Annotated in this window: 15 protein-coding genes; 7 read left to right on the top strand and 8 right to left on the bottom strand. The window is 66.9% G+C overall.

The features are described from left to right. Positions 1 to 89 precede the first annotated feature (89 nt). From modA to modC, 3 genes are all read left to right on the top strand, one after another. A complete protein-coding gene (modA, locus tag ACR65N_RS19570; RefSeq protein WP_440458354.1) occupies positions 90 to 878 on the top strand; it encodes a molybdate ABC transporter substrate-binding protein in 789 nt (262 codons plus the stop codon). A gap of 62 nt (positions 879 to 940) precedes the next feature. Beyond that, positions 941 to 1,642 (top strand): molybdate ABC transporter permease subunit, encoded by a 702-nt coding sequence (modB, locus tag ACR65N_RS19565; protein ID WP_440458353.1) that lies wholly within the window; start codon positions 941 to 943, stop codon positions 1,640 to 1,642. Beyond that, on the top strand, positions 1,639 to 2,706 hold the full coding sequence (modC, locus tag ACR65N_RS19560) for a molybdenum ABC transporter ATP-binding protein (RefSeq protein ID WP_440458352.1): 1,068 nt from the start codon (positions 1,639 to 1,641) through the stop codon (positions 2,704 to 2,706). The genes modB and modC overlap by 4 nt, the downstream gene beginning before the upstream one ends. On the opposite strand, the gene ACR65N_RS19555 is transcribed toward modC, so the two are convergent. Continuing rightward, positions 2,678 to 3,046 (bottom strand): winged helix-turn-helix domain-containing protein, encoded by a 369-nt coding sequence (locus ACR65N_RS19555; RefSeq protein ID WP_440458351.1) that lies wholly within the window; start codon positions 3,044 to 3,046, stop codon positions 2,678 to 2,680. The genes modC and ACR65N_RS19555 overlap by 29 nt on opposite strands. A 156-nt stretch (positions 3,047 to 3,202) precedes the next feature. On the opposite strand from ACR65N_RS19555, the gene ACR65N_RS19550 reads away from it, so the two are divergent. Both ACR65N_RS19550 and pbpC read left to right on the top strand, forming a co-directional pair. After that, entirely contained in the window at positions 3,203 to 8,659 is a 5,457-nt protein-coding gene (locus ACR65N_RS19550; RefSeq protein WP_440458392.1) for an alpha-2-macroglobulin family protein, read from the top strand. Positions 8,660 to 8,664: 5 nt separating this feature from the next. Next, a complete protein-coding gene (pbpC, locus tag ACR65N_RS19545; protein ID WP_440458350.1) occupies positions 8,665 to 10,761 on the top strand; it encodes a penicillin-binding protein 1C in 2,097 nt (698 codons plus the stop codon). A gap of 17 nt (positions 10,762 to 10,778) precedes the next feature. Here the strand turns inward: pbpC and ACR65N_RS19540 are convergent, their stop codons facing one another. Both ACR65N_RS19540 and cobA read right to left on the bottom strand, forming a co-directional pair. Beyond that, complete coding sequence (locus ACR65N_RS19540; protein ID WP_440458349.1) at positions 10,779 to 12,095, bottom strand: cobyrinic acid a,c-diamide synthase CobB; 1,317 nt, start codon at positions 12,093 to 12,095, stop codon at positions 10,779 to 10,781. Next, on the bottom strand, positions 12,092 to 12,889 hold the full coding sequence (cobA, locus tag ACR65N_RS19535) for a uroporphyrinogen-III C-methyltransferase (RefSeq protein ID WP_440458348.1): 798 nt from the start codon (positions 12,887 to 12,889) through the stop codon (positions 12,092 to 12,094). The genes ACR65N_RS19540 and cobA overlap by 4 nt, the downstream gene beginning before the upstream one ends. A 53-nt stretch (positions 12,890 to 12,942) precedes the next feature. Between cobA and ACR65N_RS19530 the strand changes: the two genes are divergently transcribed. Next, positions 12,943 to 14,100, top strand: coding sequence for a cobalt-precorrin-5B (C(1))-methyltransferase (locus tag ACR65N_RS19530; RefSeq protein ID WP_440458347.1), 1,158 nt, complete (start codon positions 12,943 to 12,945; stop codon positions 14,098 to 14,100). On the opposite strand, the gene cobM is transcribed toward ACR65N_RS19530, so the two are convergent. The 3 genes from cobM to cbiE are packed head-to-tail and all read right to left on the bottom strand — an operon-like array spanning position 14,043 to position 16,461. Continuing rightward, a complete protein-coding gene (gene cobM, locus ACR65N_RS19525) occupies positions 14,043 to 14,828 on the bottom strand; it encodes a precorrin-4 C(11)-methyltransferase (RefSeq protein WP_440458346.1) in 786 nt (261 codons plus the stop codon). The genes ACR65N_RS19530 and cobM overlap by 58 nt on opposite strands. Next, complete coding sequence (locus tag ACR65N_RS19520; protein ID WP_440458345.1) at positions 14,825 to 15,211, bottom strand: cobalamin biosynthesis protein; 387 nt, start codon at positions 15,209 to 15,211, stop codon at positions 14,825 to 14,827. The genes cobM and ACR65N_RS19520 overlap by 4 nt, the downstream gene beginning before the upstream one ends. Next, positions 15,208 to 16,461: a precorrin-6y C5,15-methyltransferase (decarboxylating) subunit CbiE gene (gene cbiE / locus ACR65N_RS19515; protein WP_440458344.1), complete on the bottom strand. Its 1,254-nt coding sequence runs from the start codon at positions 16,459 to 16,461 to the stop codon at positions 15,208 to 15,210. The genes ACR65N_RS19520 and cbiE overlap by 4 nt, the downstream gene beginning before the upstream one ends. Before the next feature lies 1 nt (position 16,462). Between cbiE and ACR65N_RS19510 the strand changes: the two genes are divergently transcribed. After that, positions 16,463 to 17,224, top strand: coding sequence for a cobalt-precorrin-6A reductase (locus tag ACR65N_RS19510; RefSeq protein ID WP_440458343.1), 762 nt, complete (start codon positions 16,463 to 16,465; stop codon positions 17,222 to 17,224). Here the strand turns inward: ACR65N_RS19510 and ACR65N_RS19505 are convergent. After that, positions 17,194 to 17,952: a precorrin-3B C(17)-methyltransferase gene (locus ACR65N_RS19505; protein ID WP_440458342.1), complete on the bottom strand. Its 759-nt coding sequence runs from the start codon at positions 17,950 to 17,952 to the stop codon at positions 17,194 to 17,196. The genes ACR65N_RS19510 and ACR65N_RS19505 overlap by 31 nt on opposite strands. Continuing rightward, a complete protein-coding gene (locus tag ACR65N_RS19500; protein ID WP_440458341.1) occupies positions 17,949 to 18,674 on the bottom strand; it encodes a precorrin-2 C(20)-methyltransferase in 726 nt (241 codons plus the stop codon). The genes ACR65N_RS19505 and ACR65N_RS19500 overlap by 4 nt, the downstream gene beginning before the upstream one ends. Position 18,675: the final 1 nt, after the last annotated feature.

Raw genomic sequence — 18,675 nt, 5'->3', positions numbered from 1 at the left:
ACGGCTATATTTCCCGGGATACAACGCTAGTCAAAAGCCATGATGTCGATATATTCAACCATATATCGCGCTCGAACCGTGGAGCTTCCATGTCCCAGACCCGCCGCCGCTTCCAGCAAACTCTGGCGGCGCTGCTTGCTGCAGGGTGCATGACTCCGCTGCCCGCTGCGGCGCAGGACGCCGGCAAGGTGACGGTGTTTGCCGCCGCCAGCCTGAAAACGGCGCTCGATGCCGCGAATGCAGCCTATCGGGCCGAGACGGGGACGCCCGTCACCGTCTCCTATGCTTCAAGCTCGGCACTCGCCAAGCAGATCGAGGCGGGCGCCCCGGCCGATATCTTCATCTCCGCCGATCTCGACTGGATGGATTATCTGGCGGGCAAGAACCTCATCCGCACCGAGACCCGCAGCAATATTCTCGGCAACCGGCTGGTTCTCGTCGCGCCCGAGGATTGCGCAAAGCCGGTCGACATCAGGCCCGGCTTCGACCTTGCCGGCCTGCTCGCCGGTGGCCGGCTGGCCATGGGTTCGGTGGACAGCGTTCCGGCCGGCAAATACGGCAAGGCGGCGCTGCAGATGCTCGGCATCTGGGAGAGCGTGGAGGACAAGGTGGCAGGGGCGGAAAACGTTCGCTCGGCACTGGCGCTGGTGTCGCGTGGCGAGGCGCCCTACGGGATCGTCTACCAGACCGATGCGGTCGCCGAAGCAGGGGTGGCCGTCGTCGGTACCTTCCCGCAGGAGACGCATCCGCCCATCATCTATCCGGCTGCCTTGCTGGCGGACTCCAAGAATGCCTCGGCCCAAGCCTACCTGGATTTCCTGAAGTCCGATCGGGCAACGCCGTTCTTCACCAAGCAGGGCTTTACGGTTCTGAAGTAGGTTTACCGCACAACTGGCGGATCTTGCGGCAGTCGGCCGTACAATGCGCGTAACGAGGTGGAATGAGCTGGCTGTCTCTCAGCGCTGAGGAATGGGATGCGATCCGGCTGAGCCTCCTGGTCTCCGTCGTCGCCATGCTGTGCAGCCTGCCATTCGGCGTCGTCATCGCCTATGCCCTGGCGCGGGGCCGCTTCTGGGGCAAGTCGATCCTCAACGGCCTCGTGCATCTGCCGCTGATCCTGCCGCCGGTGGTGACCGGTTATGTCCTGCTCATCCTGTTCGGCCGGCGTGGGCCGATCGGAGCGTTTCTCGCCGACCATTTCGGCATCGTCCTGTCGTTCCGCTGGACCGGCGCTGCGCTCGCCTGCGCAGTCATGGGTTTCCCGCTGCTCGTGCGGTCGATCCGGCTGTCCATCGAGGCGATCGACGCCAGGCTCGAGGAGGCGGCCGGAACGCTCGGTGCCTCGCCGATCATGGTGTTTGCGACGATCACCCTGCCGCTGATGCTGCCGGGCGTGGTCGCCGGCATGATCCTGTCGTTTGCCAAGGCGATGGGTGAGTTCGGCGCCACGATCACCTTCGTCTCCAACATCCCCGGCGAGACGCAGACCCTGTCCGCCGCCATCTACACCTTTACCCAGGTGCCGGGCGGCGATGCCGGCGCCTTGCGCCTGACCATCGTCGCGATCGTCATCTCGATGGCGGCGCTGCTGGCCTCGGAAGCGATGGCGCGCATCATCGGGCGAAGGATCCAGCCCGCATGACGCTGACCGTCGACATCCGGCACCGCCAGGGCGACTTCCAGCTCGACGTTTCCTTCACTTCGGAGCGCGGCGTGACCGCGCTGTTCGGACGCTCCGGCTCGGGCAAGACCAGCGTGCTGCGGATTGTCGGCGGGCTGGTGCGACCGACCGAGGGCCGCATCACCCTGGATGGCGACGTACTGCTGGATACCGCGGCGCAGATCCACACACCCAGCCACCAGCGGCGCTTCGGCTACGTCTTCCAGGAGCCGCGGCTGTTCCCGCACCTCACGGTTCGGCAGAACCTCCTCTATGGTCGCTGGCTGGCACCGAAGGCGCAACGTTCGCAGGAGCCTTTGCGGATCTTCGAGATGCTCGGGCTCGAAACTCTGCTGGAGCGGCGAACGGCCAACCTCTCCGGCGGCGAGCAGCAGCGAGTGGCGATCGGCCGGGCGCTTCTCGGTTCACCCCGGCTGCTTCTGATGGATGAGCCTCTGTCGGCGCTGGATGAGGCGCGAAAGGCTGAAATCCTCCCCTATCTGGAGCGGTTGCGCGACGAGCTCGACCTGCCGATCCTCTATGTCAGCCATTCGGTGCCGGAAGTCGCGCGCCTGGCGGACCGTGTCGTTGTGCTCGCCGACGGCTGTGTCGAGGGTGCGGGTAGCGCCTCCGACATGCTCGGCAGCGTCTCGCAAAGCACCGGCCGGGAAGCGGGCAGCGTGTTGTCGGGGATCGTCCAGTCGGTCGATGTAGAGGCCGGGCTTTCGACCATACGGCTTTCGCGTGACACGCTGCTCTTGCCGCGCATCGATCTCATCCCCGGAGTGAGGCTCCGGCTGCATGTTCCGGCGCGCGAAGTGCTGCTGGCGACGGTTCGGCCGCAGGGCATCAGCGCGCTCAACATTCTCGAAGGCCGGATCGTGACGATCGCTGCGACCGGCGATGGCGCAGCCGATATTGGCGTGCGCTGCGGTGACGATCTGCTGCAGGCGCGGATCACCGAGGTTTCCGTCCGCCGCCTCGGGCTCGTCCCCGGCATGTCGGTCTTTGCCATCGTCAAGACGGTGGCGCTCGACGGGCATTGAGCCAGGCCAGATCGTCGTCAAGGGCGTCTTCGAGCCGTTCCTCCATCGCCCGGAAACGTGCCACGAGTTCTTCGCCGAAAGCGGTCAACTGGGCGCCGCCGCCCTGCTTGCCGCCGCGCTGGGGTTCGACCGCCGGCTCATCGAACATCCGGTTCAGCGCGTCGACCAGCAGCCAGGCGCGCCGGTAGGACATGTCCATGGCACGGCCGGCGGCGGAGATCGAGCCTGTCTCGCGGATATGCTCGAGCAGCGCGATCTTGCCGCGACCCAGCCTGTCGGTCGGCGGAAAATCGATCCGCAGGATGGGTGCCAGGTCGCGGTTGATGGTGTTGGACGTCATCTCGTGTGCCTCATGGAACCGTGCATCGGAAGCCCTGCCACCGCGCCAGTGCAGCCGGCGTGGCGGCCTATCAATGTCGTAATCGTTTCAATTGACAACCGTCCGGTAAGTGCAGAGTGTTCGGCTCTCACAGACGCAGCTTTCCGGGGGGACATGATGTCTAAGCGCGCGTGGTTTGCACTGTCTCTTCTTGTTGCTGCTCTCGTTTCCGGCCAGCCCGCCGGGGCCCAGCAGACCCAACGCCAGATCGAGACGGTGGAAGAGAGCGATTACCTCGGTTTCGACTTGCGAACTGTGAAGAACGTGCCTCTCGCCGAGTGCGAGAAAGCCTGCATCGACGACAGGTCCTGCCGCGCCTTCACCTTCAACGTCAAGGCCAAGTGGTGCTTCCTCAAGTCCGACTACAACACGCTGAACGGCTTTCCTGGCGCCGTCGCGGGCAAGATCGTCACCCCCGCAAGCGATCCCGACATCGGCGCGCCGAAGGCGCTGACGATGATCACACCCGAAGTGCAGCAGCAGGCGGATGCACTTTACAACGACCTGGAGATGCCGGCCGAGCTGGCCGGTCAGGGGTTGGAAAGCCTGAAGGCGCTGGCGCAGCTGGACCTTGTCGGTGGCGACGTTCCCGGAGCAATCCTTGCACTCACCGGTGCCCTGTCCATCGAACCCGATGATTCCTCCCTGTGGATCGAGATGTCGCGCGCCGCCGGAACGGTCCGGGGCGATGCGGATCTTGCTGCCAAGGCGGTTCTTTCGGCAATCAATGCACACGACACGTCGCGCACCGTCCAGCGCCGGGCCGAGGCACTGGCTCTTCTGGGCGAAGGACTGGAGACACAGGAAAATCATCGCGGCGCCATCACCGCGCTGAAGGAGAGCCTCGACCTTGCGCGCTCCAGTATCGTCCAGGCGCGCTACAACGATCTGCGCGAACGCTTCGGTTTCCGCGTCACCGATCACTCGGTCGATGCCGACAGCGTAAGCCCGCGCGTCTGCGTGCAGTTTTCCGAAGCCCTGGTGAAGGCCGGCACGGACTACACGCCCTTCGTCACGCTGAACGGTGCCGCCCCCAAGGCGCTCGAAGCCAAGGACAAGCAGATCTGCGTCGAAGGCCTGGTGCATGGCGAACGCTACAAGCTGACGCTGCGCCGCGGGCTTCCCTCGTCGGTCGGTGAAAATCTCGAGGCGGCCATCGATCTCGACATCTACGTCAAGGATCGCTCGCCGACCGTCCGCTTCACCGGCGACAGCTTCGTGCTGCCGTCGACCGCCCGGCGCGGCATCCCCCTCGTTTCGGTCAACACCACCAGCGCCAACCTCAAGCTCTACCGCATCGGCGACCGCAATATCGCGCCGCTGCTCGCCAACTCGCAGTTCCTGACGCAGATGGACGGCTACACGGCCGACCAGATCCAGGAGAACAACGGCGAACTGGTGTGGCAGGGATCGATCGAGATCGGCCAGGAGGTCAACAAGGACGTCACCACCAGCTTCCCCGTCGACGAGGTTCTGCCGAAGCGAAAGCCGGGCGTCTACGTGCTGACGGCGACGGCTGCCACCGGCACGACCAACGAATGGGACAACCAGGCGACCCAGTGGTTCGTCGTCTCCGATCTCGGCCTGTCCACCTATGCCGGCACCGATGGGCTCAACGTCTTCGTCCGCTCGCTGGAGAGTGCGGCACCCGTGGCCGGCGTCGACCTGCAGCTGCTGGCCCGCAACAACGAGGTGCTGGGCACTGCGACGACCGATGCCGATGGACGTGCCACTTTCACCGCCGGCCTGATCCGCGGCACCGCGGGCATGGTGCCCGCCGTTCTGACGGCGAAGAAGACCGACGAGGATTACGTGTTCCTCGACATGACGCGGGCCGGCTTTGATCTGTCCGATCGCGGCGTGACGGGCCGTCCGGCGCCGGGCGCCATCGATGTCTATGCCTGGACCGAGCGCGGGATCTATCGCCCCGGCGAGACGGTGCATGCGGCGCTCCTGGCACGCGACGGCGAGGCGCGTTCGATCGACAGCCTGCCGCTCACCTTCGTCTTCCTGCGCCCGGACGGCGTCGAGGATCGCCGGATGACCGGCAACGGAACGCTCGGCGGCTATGCCGTCGACCTGCCGGTGCTGGCAACGGCGCTGCGTGGCACATGGACGATGCAGGTGTTCACCGATCCCAAGGGGTCGGCAATCTCCGAGAAGCGTTTTCTCGTCGACGACTTCGTGCCGGACCGCATCGAGTTCGACCTTGCCAGCGTGGCCAAGGAGATTGTCGTCGGCGAGGATGTCGCCGTGACCGTCAATGGTCGCTATCTCTACGGCGCTCCGGCCGCGGGCCTCGGCCTGGAAGGCGAGATCGTGCTGAAGCGCACCCGCGAGCGCGAGGCTTACAAGGGTTACGTCTTCGGCCTTGCCGACGAGGAGGCGAGCGAGGCGGAACGCCTGCCGCTCGACGGTCTCGACGTGCTGGACGAGGACGGCAAGGCAAGTTTCAACGCCAGCGTGGCCGAACTTGCGTCGACGACGCAATTGACCGACGCGGAGATCGTCGTGCGCCTCAAGGAAGGCGGCGGCCGCGCTGTCGAGCGGACGCTGAAGCTGCCTGTGCGCGCCGACGGGCCGCGGATCGGCATCAAGCCGGAATTCTCCGGCGATCTCGCCGAGAATTCCATCGGCAATTTCAACGTCATGATGATCGGCGAGGACGGCCAGCGCCAGGCTTCGTCCGATCTCGTCTGGAAGCTGGTGAAGATCGAGCGCGACTACCAGTGGTACCGCGAGGGCACGTCCTGGCGCTATGAGGCGGTCAATCGCACCAAGCAGGTCGGCAACGGCCAGGTCGACGTGACGGTCGCCGATGGCGGCAAGATCGCTGTTCCCGTGGAATGGGGCCGCTACCGGCTGGAAGTGGAAAGCCCGGACGCGGACGGGCCGGCGAGCAGCGTCGAGTTCGATGCCGGATGGTTCGTCACCGCCAGCTCCACAGAAACTCCGGATGCGCTGGAAGTGGCGCTCGACAAGCCTGCTTACAAGGTCGGCGAGACCGCTAGGCTCAAGGTGTCGTCGCGCTACGGTGGGCAGCTGATGGTGACGAGCGGTGCCGAAAGCCTGATCGCCGTGCAGAACGTCGCGATCGGTGAAAGCGGCGGCGAGGTGGACATCCCGGTGACCGAAGCCTACGGCGCCGGCGCCTACGTGACCGTGACGCTCTATCGTCCGGGTCAGGCACAACAGACGCGCATGCCGATGCGGGCGATCGGCATCAGCTGGCTGAAGGTCGATCCGCAAGAGCGCGATCTCACCGTCACCGTGACGGCGCCGGACAAGATCCTGCCACGTCAGCCGCTCGACGTTGACATTGCCGTCACCGGCGCGGGGGCGCTCGAGGAAGCCTATGTGACGGTTGCAGCCGTCGATGTCGGCATCCTCAACCTCACGCGCTATGAGCCTCCGGCGCCCGACGACTGGTACTTTGGCCAGCGCCGCCTTGGTCTGGAAATCCGCGACATCTATGGCCGGTTGATCGATGGATCGCTCGGTGCGACCGGGCGGTTGCGCACCGGCGGCGACGGCGGCAGCGTTGCCCTGCAGGGAAGCCCGCCGAAGGAAAAGCTGGTCGCCTTCTTCTCCGGTATCGTCAAGCTTGATGGCGACGGCAAGGCCCAGGTGTCGTTCGACATCCCGCAGTTCAACGGTACGGCCCGGTTGATGGCGGTCGCCTGGACTAGGGATGGCATCGGTCACGGCACGAAGGACGTGGTGATCCGCGATCCGGTGGTGCTGACGGCAAGCCTGCCGCGCTTCATGGCGCCCGGCGACGAAGCGAGCCTGCGCCTGGACATCGCCAACACCGATGCGCCGGCCGGCGATTACACGCTTTCGGTCGCCAGTAACGGTTTCGTCGGCGCCGACGGCGGCAGTGGCGGCCGGACGATTCGCCTGGAGGCGGGGGGCAAGCAGACGCTGCACCTGCCGCTCAAGGGCATCCGGACCGGCGACGGCTCCCTCACCCTGACGCTGTCAGGCAATGGGCTTGCGGCGATGGAGCAGCGGCTCGACCTGCCGGTGCGCCCAGCCGTGCTGCCGGTTACCGAGCGCCGCGTGATCGCGCTTGCGCCCGGACAGAGCCTGACGGTGGATGACAACCTGCTTGCCGACGCGCAGCTGTCGGGCGCTTCCGTTGCCCTCAGTGTCACCCGTTCGGCGGACTTCGACATCCCCGCGCTGCTGATGGCGCTCGACCGCTACCCCTACGGCTGCGCCGAGCAGACGACCAGCCGGGCACTGCCGCTCCTCTACCTCTCCGAATTGTCGCGCAAGAATGGCGTGGCGGACGATCCGGAGGTCAAGAAGCGGGTGCAGGACGCGATCTTGCGTGTCCTCTCCTACCAGTCCTCGTCCGGCAGTTTCGGCCTTTGGGGACCGGGCAGCGGCGATCGCTGGCTCGACGCCTATGTCACCGATTTCCTGACGCGCTCGCGCGAGCAGGGCTACGACGTGCCCGATCAGGCGCTGTCGCAGGCTCTCGAAAACCTGCAGAACGCGCTCGCCTACGACGTCAACATCAAGGATCAGGGCGGTTCCATCGCCTATTCGCTCTACGTGCTGGCGCGCAACCGCAAGGCCTCGATCAGCGATCTCCGTTACTACGCCGATACGATGCTGGCCGACTTCCCGACGCCGATGTCCAAGGCACATCTGGCCGCAGCGCTTTCGCTCTACGGCGATGCACCGCGCTCGCGAAACGTCTTCGCCTCGGCCCTGCAGATGACCGAGCAGTCCATCGCCAAGCCGGTCAGCCTGTCGCGGTCGGATTACGGATCCTCCCTGCGTGACGGGGCGGCGGTTCTGGCGCTGGCGGCGGAAAGCCGCCCCGTCCCGCCGGTCGTGCCGGCGCTTGCGGAAGCGGTCGCCAAGCAGGCGCGCAGCAAGCGCTATACCAGCACTCAGGAGCAGGCCTGGATGCTGCTTGCCGCCCGCGCCCTGCAAAAGGGCGATGACGGACTGAAGGTCGATGTCAACGGCAAGCCGCAGACCGGTGCGTACGAACAGCGGATCAGCGGCGACGACCTGCTGGCCAGCCCCGTGACGCTCGCCAACCGCAGCACGGACCCTGTTTCGGCCGTGGTGACGACGATCGCTGCACCGCGTCAGCCGCTGCCGGCAGGCGGCGACGGCTTCGCTATCGAGCGCGCCTACTACACGATGGATGGCGAGGCCGCCAATGTCAGCGAGGTGCAGCAGAACGAGCGCTATGTCGTGGTGCTGACGGTGACTGAAACCAACGACTGGCCGTCTCGCGTGCTGATCCAGGACCTGCTGCCGGCAGGCTTCGAGATCGACAATCCAAGCCTCGTCGACAGTGCCCAGATGACCAATTTCGAATGGGTGGGCGCGGTGACCGCCGCGCATACGGAGTTCCGCAACGACCGCTTCGTCGCCGCCTTCGATCGCAGCCAGGGAGACAATCGCGAGATCAAGCTCGCCTATGTGGTTCGGGCGGTGACGCCGGGCACCTATGATCATCCGGCGGCCTATGTGGAAGACATGTATCGCCCGCAGCTTTCCGCCCGCACGGCCACCGGTCGCATGCAGGTTCGGGAGGCTCAGTAGCGGCGATGCGGCGCGCCACGCGATGGGCGGTCGGGACGACGGTTGGTGTGCTTGTCTGCCTCGGGCTCGGTTTTGGGCTGGTGCACGGGCTCGAAGCCGCAGACCGCGCCTATCCGCCGCCGCTTGCCGCCGCAGAGGTTGCCTCGCGCGAGGTTTTGGATGCCGATGGCCAGTTGCTGCGGGCATTTGCGACGCCAGACGGCCTGTGGCGGCTGAAGACCGAGGCAGGCGAGGTCGATCCGGGCTTCGTGCGCATGCTGATCGCCTACGAGGACCGCCGCTTTTTCGAGCATGGCGGGATCGACACCTACGCACTGGGTCGGGCGGCCTGGCAGCTCATCACCCACGGCCGGATCGTCTCCGGCGCCTCGACGCTGTCGATGCAGGTGGCGCGGCTGATCGAGCCCCGTGATGGCCGGTCGATTCTGGCCAAGCTTCGGCAGATGGCGCGCGCGGTGCAGATCGAGCGGCGGCTGTCGAAGGCTGAAATCCTCGATCTCTACCTCACCCACGCACCTTATGGCGGCAACCTGGAAGGGGTGCGGTCGGCAAGCCTTGCCTATTTCGGCAAGGAGCCGCGCCGCCTTTCGGTGGCCGAGGCAGCCCTCCTGGTTGCCCTGCCGCAATCGCCCGAAGCGCGGCGGCCGGATCGCTTTCCGGAGGCTGCCAAGGCATCCCGGCAACGGGTGCTGGGACGCGATGCCGTTGCGGCTCTTGTCGGCGAAGGCGAGGCGGAGCGCGCAATGCTCGTCGCAATCCCCGGGCAGAGACGCCAGCTTCCGGCTCTTGCGGCGCATCTGGCGGAGGCGGCGCTGCGCAAGGATCCGGCGGGCCGCATTCACCGGACGACGCTCAAGCGTTCGGTACAGGAGAGGCTGGAGGGGGTCGCCAGTGCTGCCACGCAGCGGCTGCCGCCCAAGGTGTCGCTCGCCATGCTGATGGCGGATTCATCGACAGGCGAGATCATCGCCGAAGTCGGATCGGCGGATTATTTCGATGCCGGCCGCTCCGGCTGGATCGACATGACGCGGACGGTCCGGTCACCCGGCTCGACGCTGAAGCCATTCATCTACGGGCTCGGTTTCGAAGAGGGGATGGTGGCGCAGGAGACCATCATCGAAGACCGTCCGTCCGATTTCTCCGGCTATCGGCCGCGCAACTTCGACATGAGCTACCAGGGCGATGTCAGCATTCGCCAGGCGCTGCAGCTCTCCCTCAACGTGCCGGCGGTCAGGCTTCTCGATGCGGTGGGCCCGAGCCGTCTGATGATGCGCTTTCGCCGCGCCGAGGTGCGGCCGATCCTGCCGCCGGGCGAGGCGCCGGGACTGGCGATCGGCCTGGGCGGGGTCGGCATGACGCTGAAGGATCTTGTCCAACTCTATGCCGGGCTTGCCAATCAGGGCTGGCCGGTGCGGCTCGGCGATGGCATCCGGGATCTGCCCAGACGCGACGCCGACCTGCCGCTCCTGTCAACGACCGCCGTCTGGACCATCACCGACATTCTCTCCGACGTGCTTCCGCCGGGCGGCAGCCCACGGCTCGGCCTCGCCTACAAGACCGGCACCAGCTACGGCTACCGCGACGCCTGGTCGGTCGGATATGACGGGCGATACGTGCTCGGCGTCTGGGTCGGCCGGCCCGACAATGCCGCCGTTCCCGGCATTACCGGCTATGGTACGGCGGCGCCCGTTCTGTTCGAGGCGTTCTCGAGGTCGGGCGTGCCGCTCAGCGCCCATCCGTCACCGCCGCCGGGTGCGACCCGCGTCGCCGTCACGGACCTGCCGATCGGTTTGCGCCGGTTTGCCATGACTTCCAGCGGCCTTGTGCGCAGCACCTCGCGCGAACAGGCACCGCAGATCATCTATCCGCCGGAGGGGGCACGCGTCGATCTCGGTGCCAGATCCGGCACCGAGCTTTCGCCGCTGGTGCTGAAGCTGCAGGGCGGGCGGGCGCCGTTCCGCTGGCTTGCCAACGGCAGGCCGCTGGCGGAACTTTCCCGCAAGCGCATCTCGGAATGGCGGCCGGATGGTGCCGGCTATTCGACACTGACGGTGATCGACGCAATGGGCCGTGCCGCCACCGTGCGGGTTTTTATCGAATAGGCGCCGACGCCGTCACGCTACTGCGTCACCCGGGCGATGGCGTGGAAGAAGGTGCCGGTCACCTGTCCGCGGCGCCCGCCGGAGAGGCCGATCGGCTGCCCGGTGCCATCCGCAATGGTGGCAAAAGCCTCGTCGGTGCCCGGATCGCTGACGCTCGCATAATGAAACTCATGGCCGCGGATTACCTGGCCGGCCACGCCCATCGGTCCGTCGGCGATGAGTGTCGCCTGCCGGTAGCCGAGGTTCATCTTGCGCCGGGCAAAGCTTGTTGCATGCGACAGCAGACCGGTCATCGCGTGGCTCACACCCTCGGCGTCCTCCAGCCGCTCTCCCAGAACCATGTAGCCGCCGCACTCGCCGTGCACCGACTTGTTCTTCGCAAATGCTGCAAGACCCGTCCGGAAGCGGTCGGCAGCGGCAATCTTCCCGGCATGCAGCTCGGGATAACCACCGGGGATCCAGCAGACGTCGCAGTCGAGCGAGGGGGGCTCATTGGCAAGCGGCGAGAAGGGCACTAGCTCGGCACCCACCGCGCGCCAATGGGCGCCCAGATGCGGATAAAGGAAGGTGAAGGCGGCATCGGAGGCGATGGCGATCCGCTGGCCGGGCGGCGGCAGATGCGCGCGGCTGTCGCCGGCCTCAGGCGTGATCGGCACCGCCAGCGACAGGATGGCATCGAGGTCGAGCGAGGCTTCCATGACGTCCGCCAGCCGGTCGATATGGCCCTGGATGGCCGGATGCTCGCTCGCCTGCACCAGCCCCAGATGCCGCTCCGGCAGCGACAGCTCGCCGTTGCGCAGCACGGCACCGACGACCGACATGCCTGTGTCCTCGATCGCCGCCGTCGACAGTCGCACATGCCGTTCGCTGCCGGCCCGGTTCAGCACCACGCCGGCCATTCGCACCTTCGGATCGTAGTGCCGGAAGCCGATGGCAACAGCGGCCGCCGTCTGGCTCTGGCCCGAGACGTCGAGGACCAGCAGCACCGGGATGCCGAGCAGGCGCGCAAGGTCTGCCGCTGCACCGGTGCGGCCTTCTCCGCCGGCGATGCCGTCGAACAGGCCCATGGCGCTTTCGATCAGCAGCAGGTCGGCATCCTCGGCCGCCTGTCCGAGCAGTTGCGCAACGAGATCCGGCTCCATGGCCCAGCTGTCGAGGTTCAGCCCGGCGCGGCCGGTCGCCGCGTGATGGAAGCCGGGATCGATGTAATCCGGGCCGGATTTGACGCCCCGCACGCGCAAGCCCCGCCGGGCAAAGGCGCGCAAGAGACCGATGGTGACGCTGGTCTTGCCGGAGCCGGAGCGCGGTGCACCGATGATGAGGGCGCGGGTCATGGGGTTTCCCCCGCAGGGGAGGCCAGCAGGTCGCGCATCAGCACGATCTCGCCGATGACGATCAGGGCCGGTGCTGCAAATCCCTGGCGTTCCACTTCACCGGCAACCGTTGCAAGTGTTGCCGTCAGCAGTCGCTCCTCGCCGGTCGTCGCGGCCATGATCACCGCGACCGGCGTCTCGGCCGCCCGTCCGCCCTCGATCAGCAGCCGGCTGATGAGGTCGAGGTTCTTCAGCCCCATGTAGACGACGATCGGTTCGCCGGTGCGGGCGAGTGCTGCCCAGTCGAGATCGTCGTCGGTGCCGGCCGCGTGGCCGGTCGCCAGTGTAATCGCCTTGCTGATGCCGCGCATGGTGGCTGGAATGCGCACCGAGGCAAGTGCTGCCAGCGCCGAGGTCATGCCCGGAAGAACCCGGAACGGGATGCCGGCCTTGACCAGCGCCTCTGCCTCTTCGCCGCCGCGGCCGAAGATGAACGGGTCGCCGCCCTTTAGCCGCAGTACCCGGTGGCCTTCCCTCGCCAGGCGGATCAGCGAGAGCGTGATGTCGTCCTGCGCCGTCGACGGCTTGCCGCCGCGCTTGCCGGCATACAACACCTTCGCCTGCGGGGCGAAGGCCAGCACGTCCTCGGATACCAGTGCGTCATGGACGATCACGTCAGCCTTGCCCAGCGCGTCAATGACCTCCAGCGTCAGGTAGCGCGGATCCCCCGGGCCGGCGCCGGCGAGCCACACATGGCCCGGCTCGAAGGTGGGAAGGCGGCTCGCCAGATTGGCAAGGGCGGCGGCGATAGTCATGGTCAAACCTTTTGCCGGTGACGGACGAAGCGCTCACCGGTATAGAAACAATCATGGAAGCGGAAAGCAACGAAGCCGAAAGCAAGGACCTGCGCCGTGGCTGGACGACAGGCGCCTGTGCTGCGGCCGCGACCAAGGCGGCCTGCCTGGCGCTGACAGGCCAGGGCTTCCCCGATCTGGTCGAGATCACGCTGCCCGGAGGCCAGCGTCCCGGCTTCACGCTGGCGCTGGAAGAAACGGGTGAGGGTTTTGCCCGCGCCGGTATCGTCAAGGATGCCGGCGACGATCCGGACGTCACGCACGGCGCGCTGATCGTCAGCACCGTCCGCCGGGGAGTGCCGGGTGCCGGCATCCGGTTCCTCGCCGGCGAAGGCGTCGGCATGGTCACCCGCCCCGGCCTTCCGATCGCGCCCGGCGAGCCGGCCATCAATCCGATGCCCCGCCAGATGATCGCCGAGGCGATAGCCGAGGTGGCGGGCGGTGAGACCGACTTCGATGTCGAGATTTCCGTGCCCGGCGGAGAGATCCTGGCGCAGAAAACGCTGAACGGTCGGCTCGGCATCGTCGGCGGCCTGTCCATCCTCGGCACGACGGGCATCGTCATCCCGTTTTCCTGCTCCGCCTGGATCCATTCCATCTGGCGCGGCATCGACGTGGCGCGTGCCTCCGGCCTCACCCATGTGGCGGGTGCCACGGGGATGACGTCCGAGCAGGCCGTGCAGGCGCATCACCAACTGCCCGAGACCGCCCTCATCGACATGGGCGATTTCGTCGGCGGCATGCTCAAATACCTGCGCCGGCACCCGGTCGAGCACATCACCATTGCCGGCGGCGTGGCAAAGATGACGAAGCTGGCGCAGGGCATGCTGGACGTGCACTCCAAGCGTGGCCTGGCGGATCTCGAGGCGCTGGCGCGGCTGGCTCTTGAAGCGGGCGCCAGCGAGGTGCTGGCCGGTGAGATCCGCACGGCCAATACGGTGGCGCTTGCCTTCCAGATGGCGGCGCGCGACGGCGTACCGCTCGGCGATACGATCGCGGCGCTCGCCTGGCAGACGGCGGCGGGCACTCTGCGCAGCCACGACATCGCGCTCGAGATCCTGATCTTCGACCGCGATGGCAAGCTGGTTGGCGAAGCGCCGTTCACGCCGTCCGATCATCCCTCGTCCTTGCTCCCGCTCGCGTCCTTCGGCGACCGGAACCGGCGCACGTAGTCGGTGCTATAGAGGGCGCTCTCGCGAAAATCTTCCGCCTTCAGGCCCGGCCCGACGAAGATCAGCGCGGTGCGCTCGATCGGGTCGTCTTTTACCTTCGCGGCGATATCGGCAAGCGTGCCGCGCACGATCTTCTCGTCCGGCCAGCTCGCCTTGACGACGATCGCCACCGGGCATTCGGCGCCATAGAAGGGCACAAGCTCCTCGACGATGCGCTCCAGCGCATGGATGGCAAGGTGGATGGCGAGCGTCGATCCGGTGGCGGCGAAATTCTTCAGCGTCTCCTTCTCCGGCATCTTCGAGGCGCGACCGGAAATGCGGGTGAGCACGAGGCTTTGCGCCACTTCCGGAATGGTCAGTTCGCGCTTCAGCGCCGCGGCCGCCGCCGCAAAAGAAGGCACGCCCGGCGTCAGCGTGTAATCGATGCCGAGACGATCCAGCCGGCGCATCTGTTCGGCCACCGCGCTCCAGACGGAAAGATCACCGGAATGCAGCCGTGCCACGTCCTCGCCGGCCTGTTCGGCCCGCACATATTCCGCCTCGATCTCGTCCAGCGACAGCGATGCGGTGTCGATCACGCGGGCGCCGGGCGGGCAGTAGTCGATCAGTTCGCGCGGCACGATCGAGCCGGCAAACAGGCAGACGGGGCAGCGGGCGATGAGATCGCGACCGCGTACGGTGATGAGGTCGGCGGCACCGGGGCCGGCGCCGATGAAGTGAACCGTCATGCCGCATCCTCGGTGATGGCGATGGCGCAGGTGACGCCGTCGGCCACATAGCGTGGCCCGAGCAGCCTTGAGGCCTCGCCTGCCGCGGCCAATACGGCGGCTTCGCAGAAACTCGGGATACCCACATGCGCAACGCTGTGCGGCGAGAGCGTCAGCGTGCGCGGCGATGCTGCCTGCATGTCCGGCTCCGAGACGACGGTCAGGTCGACGCCCAGCTGGCGGGCGGCTTCCAGGAGCCCGCCTTCTGCAGCCTTCTGCGGGCCGGTGGCGAGGATCTGCGGGCGGCTTCCCGAGCGCCCATGGGCGGTCAGGGCGGCATCCAGCACCGCCAGAATTGTGTCTGCGCTGGTGCCCTTGCGGCACCCGATCCCTGCAGCCATCATGTCGGCAACTCCATCTTCGTGTAACTCCACTGCGTGACCGGCATCGCCGGACGCCAGCCGGTCATGCGGCCCACCGGCTCGGCCCGGTCGATCGACATGCGCGTCAAGGTGCCGCCGAACTCGGCCTGTGCCGCCAACAGCACGCGCTCCATCTCCAGCGTTACGGCATTGGCAACCAGTCGGCCGCCGGGTTTCAGCGCCGTCATCGCCGCTTCCAGCACGCCGTCGCCACTGCCGCCGCCACCAATGAACACGGCATCCGGTGCGGGCAGACCGGCCAGCGCTTCCGGCGCCCGGCCTTCGACAAGCCGCAGGCCCGGCACACCGAAATTCGCGGCATTACGGCGGGCGCGTTCGGCGCGCTCGGCGTGCTGCTCGATGGCGATGGCGCGCATCGACGGGTGCGCCAGCATCCACTCGATGCCGATCGACCCGGAGCCGGCGCCAATATCCCACAGCAATTCGCCGCGCCGGGGCGACAGGGCCGCAAGCGTCATTGCGCGGATCTCGCGCTTGGTGATCTGTCCGTTGTGCTCGAACAGATCGTCGGGAAGCCCGAAGCCGAGCGGCAGGACGCGGGCATCCCGCTCAGCCTCCACCTCCACGGCGACGATGTTCAGCGGGTCGATAGCGTCCAGGGCGAGATCATTGGCCTTGCCCGAGCGGATCCTCTCCTGCGGACCGCCCAGCGCCTCCAGGATCGTGAGCCGACTAAGTCCGAAGCCGCTGCCGGTGAGCAGCGCTGCCAGTGCGGCTGGCCCTTGGGCATCGGAGGTCAGCGCCAGCACCTTGCGGCCCGGATGCAAAAGAGGCCGGATCAGGTCCAGCGACCGGCCGTGGAGGGAAACCGTCTCGACATCCTGCAGGGCCCAGCCCAGACGGGAGGCGGCAAGCGAGAAGGCAGACGGCGCAGGATAGGCCACGAACTCGCCGGGTTGCAGGTGGCGTGAAAGCGTCACGCCGACACCGAAGAAGAACGGATCGCCGGAGGCCAGCACGCAGACTTTTCGCCCGCGCAGCGCCAGAACGTCCTCCATCGCTGGATCGAAGGGCTGCGGCCAGGCGCGTGCCTCGCCGGTGATCGACCCGGCGGCAAGATCCAGGTGCCGGCGGCCGCCGAAGACGATCTCGGCCTCCGAGATCGCCTGCCGGGCATTGTCGCCGAGGCCGGCCAGACCATCCTCGCCGATACCGGCGATGGACAACCAGGGGGCTTGCGCTACAAGAGGTCCGGGCAGATCAGGAGCCATCGTGCGACACTCCATTCTCATTCTCGGCGGAACCACCGAAGCGCGGCAGATCGCCGAGCGACTGATGGCGGTGGACCGTTTCCGGTTGCAACTGTCGCTCGCCGGTCGCACCCGCCAGCCGGCCGAGCAGCCGGTTCCGGTGCGGGTCGGCGGGTTCGGCGGCGCAGAGGGGCTTGCGGCATATCTGACCAACAGCAAGGTCGACCTGCTGATCGATGCGACGCATCCCTATGCGGCGCGGATTTCCGCTAACGCTGCAAAGGCCGCCAGCCTGTCCGGCACTCCTCTCGTCGCGCTGCGCCGTCCCGGCTGGGAGCGGCAGGCGGGTGACCGGTGGACCGAGGTGGACAGCGTCGAGCAGGCGGTGGCATCGCTCGGTACTAAGCCGCGCCGGGCTTTTCTGGCGCTCGGCCGTCAGGAGCTTCTGCCGTTTGAGGCGGCGCCGCAGCATGTCTATCTGGTGCGCAGCGTCGATCCGGTGGAGCCGCCCCTCGCTCTGCCGCAGGTTAACTACCTGACGGCACGCGGACCTTTTCGCGAGGCGGACGAGCGGGCGCTTCTTCAGGCAAGCGGCATCGAGGTGATCGTCTGCAAGAACTCCGGCGGTGCGGCAAGCCATGGCAAGATCGCCGCTGCCCGTGACCTGGGGCTGGAGGTCGTGATGATCCGCCGTCCGGTTCTGCCGGATGTCGCCTCGTTCGATAGCGTGGATGCGCTCGCCGATCATGTGGCTCAGGCCTTCCCCCAGGAACGTGGCGAATAGACGATCGGGCGCTGGCCGGGACGTTCGATCAGGCGGGTTTCCACCGAGCCGACGATGATGCAGGTCGACATGTCGGCCATGTCGGCGCGGGCGTCTGCGAGGGTTTCGATGCGGATCTTCTCGTCCGGGCGGCCGGCAGCCCGACCGAAAATCACCGGCACGCTGCCGGGAAGATGGGAGCGCAGGATGTCGAAGGCCTGATCGAGCTGGTGCGGCCGCGCCTTGCTGACGGGATTGTAGAAGGCCATGACGAAGCCGGCTTGCGCCGCTGCGACCAGCCGCTTTTCGATGATTTCCCAGGGCTTCAGGTTGTCGGAAAGCGAGATGGCGCAGAAGTCGTGGCCGAGCGGCGCGCCGGCCTTGGCGGCAACGGCCAGCATGGCGGTAATTCCGGGAACGACGGAAAACTCGACCTTGCGCCATTCGGCCGGCCCGGCTTCCAGCGCCTCGCAGACGGCAGCCGCCATGGCGAACACGCCCGGATCGCCGCCGGAGACGACGCAGACTTTCGCACCGGTTGCGGCAAGCTTAAGCGCCTGGCTGGCGCGCGACATTTCCTCGCGGTTGTCGGAGGCGTGGCGCCGCTGGTCGGCACGCAGGTCGAGACGCTCGACATAGGGGCCATAGCCGAAGAAGTCGGAAGCTGCCTCCACCGCCGACAGCGCTTCCGGCGTGACCTGCAATGCATTGCCGGGACCAAGCCCGACGACGGTCAGCTTACCGGTCATGGCCGATGCTTCCAGCCAGGCACCAGCACCAGCGAGAAATAGGGTGCAGGGGCTTCGTCGCGTTCCATGAGCGGCATGAACCCGCCATTCGGCATGGTGCCGCGCTCGACGTAGATCGCTCCCTGCAGCTTGCCCACAGCGGCGAGCGCCCGGCGGATTTTTGGCAGGTTGCGGCCAACCTTCATGATCACCGCGCCATCGGTGCCGGCCAGCCTTTCGGCAAGGATGTCTTCGGGCAGCGTACCCGGCAGGACGCTCAGGATATCGTCGCCTTGCACAAGCGGCATGTTGGCCATCGACCAGCAGCCGGACATCGCCGTGACGCCCGGAATGACTTCGGCCGGAAAATGCGGTGCAAGCCGCAGATGCAGGTGCATGTAGGATCCATAGAACAGCGGGTCGCCTTCGCTCAGCACCGCGACGGTGCGGCCGGCCTGCAGGTGGACGGCGATCGCTGCGGCAGACTGGTCGAAGAAGCCGTCGATCGCCCGCTTGTAGCTGTCGGTCTCCTTCTCCTCCTCGACGGTCACCGGGTAGACGAGCGGCAGCTCGATCACGTCGGCGCGCATATGGCCATCGACGATCGTGCGGCCATTGCCGCGCGAGCCGCGCTTGCAGAAGAACGCCAGCACGTCGGCGCCGTTCAGCGCCTTGACGGCCTTCAGCGTCAAGAGTTCGGGATCGCCGGGACCGGTGCCGACGCCAAAAACCTTGCCAGGCATG

Source organism: Rhizobium sp. SAFR-030 (assembly GCF_059415005.1).
The sequence above is the reverse complement of the archived record's forward strand: the minus strand, read 5'-3'. Positions and strand labels throughout refer to the sequence as shown.

Coding starts and splice junctions, on each gene's coding strand:
- ACR65N_RS19555 (WP_440458351.1), bottom strand. CDS start 3,046: ATGACGTCCAACACCATCAACCGCGACCTGGCACCCATCCTGCGGATC.
- pbpC (WP_440458350.1), top strand. CDS start 8,665: ATGCGGCGCGCCACGCGATGGGCGGTCGGGACGACGGTTGGTGTGCTT.
- cobA (WP_440458348.1), bottom strand. CDS start 12,889: ATGACTATCGCCGCCGCCCTTGCCAATCTGGCGAGCCGCCTTCCCACC.
- ACR65N_RS19550 (WP_440458392.1), top strand. CDS start 3,203: ATGTCTAAGCGCGCGTGGTTTGCACTGTCTCTTCTTGTTGCTGCTCTC.
- modB (WP_440458353.1), top strand. CDS start 941: ATGAGCTGGCTGTCTCTCAGCGCTGAGGAATGGGATGCGATCCGGCTG.
- ACR65N_RS19540 (WP_440458349.1), bottom strand. CDS start 12,095: ATGACCCGCGCCCTCATCATCGGTGCACCGCGCTCCGGCTCCGGCAAG.
- cbiE (WP_440458344.1), bottom strand. CDS start 16,461: ATGGCTCCTGATCTGCCCGGACCTCTTGTAGCGCAAGCCCCCTGGTTG.
- modA (WP_440458354.1), top strand. CDS start 90: ATGTCCCAGACCCGCCGCCGCTTCCAGCAAACTCTGGCGGCGCTGCTT.
- modC (WP_440458352.1), top strand. CDS start 1,639: ATGACGCTGACCGTCGACATCCGGCACCGCCAGGGCGACTTCCAGCTC.
- ACR65N_RS19500 (WP_440458341.1), bottom strand. CDS start 18,674: ATGCCTGGCAAGGTTTTTGGCGTCGGCACCGGTCCCGGCGATCCCGAA.
- cobM (WP_440458346.1), bottom strand. CDS start 14,828: ATGACGGTTCACTTCATCGGCGCCGGCCCCGGTGCCGCCGACCTCATC.
- ACR65N_RS19505 (WP_440458342.1), bottom strand. CDS start 17,952: ATGACCGGTAAGCTGACCGTCGTCGGGCTTGGTCCCGGCAATGCATTG.
- ACR65N_RS19530 (WP_440458347.1), top strand. CDS start 12,943: ATGGAAGCGGAAAGCAACGAAGCCGAAAGCAAGGACCTGCGCCGTGGC.
- ACR65N_RS19520 (WP_440458345.1), bottom strand. CDS start 15,211: ATGATGGCTGCAGGGATCGGGTGCCGCAAGGGCACCAGCGCAGACACA.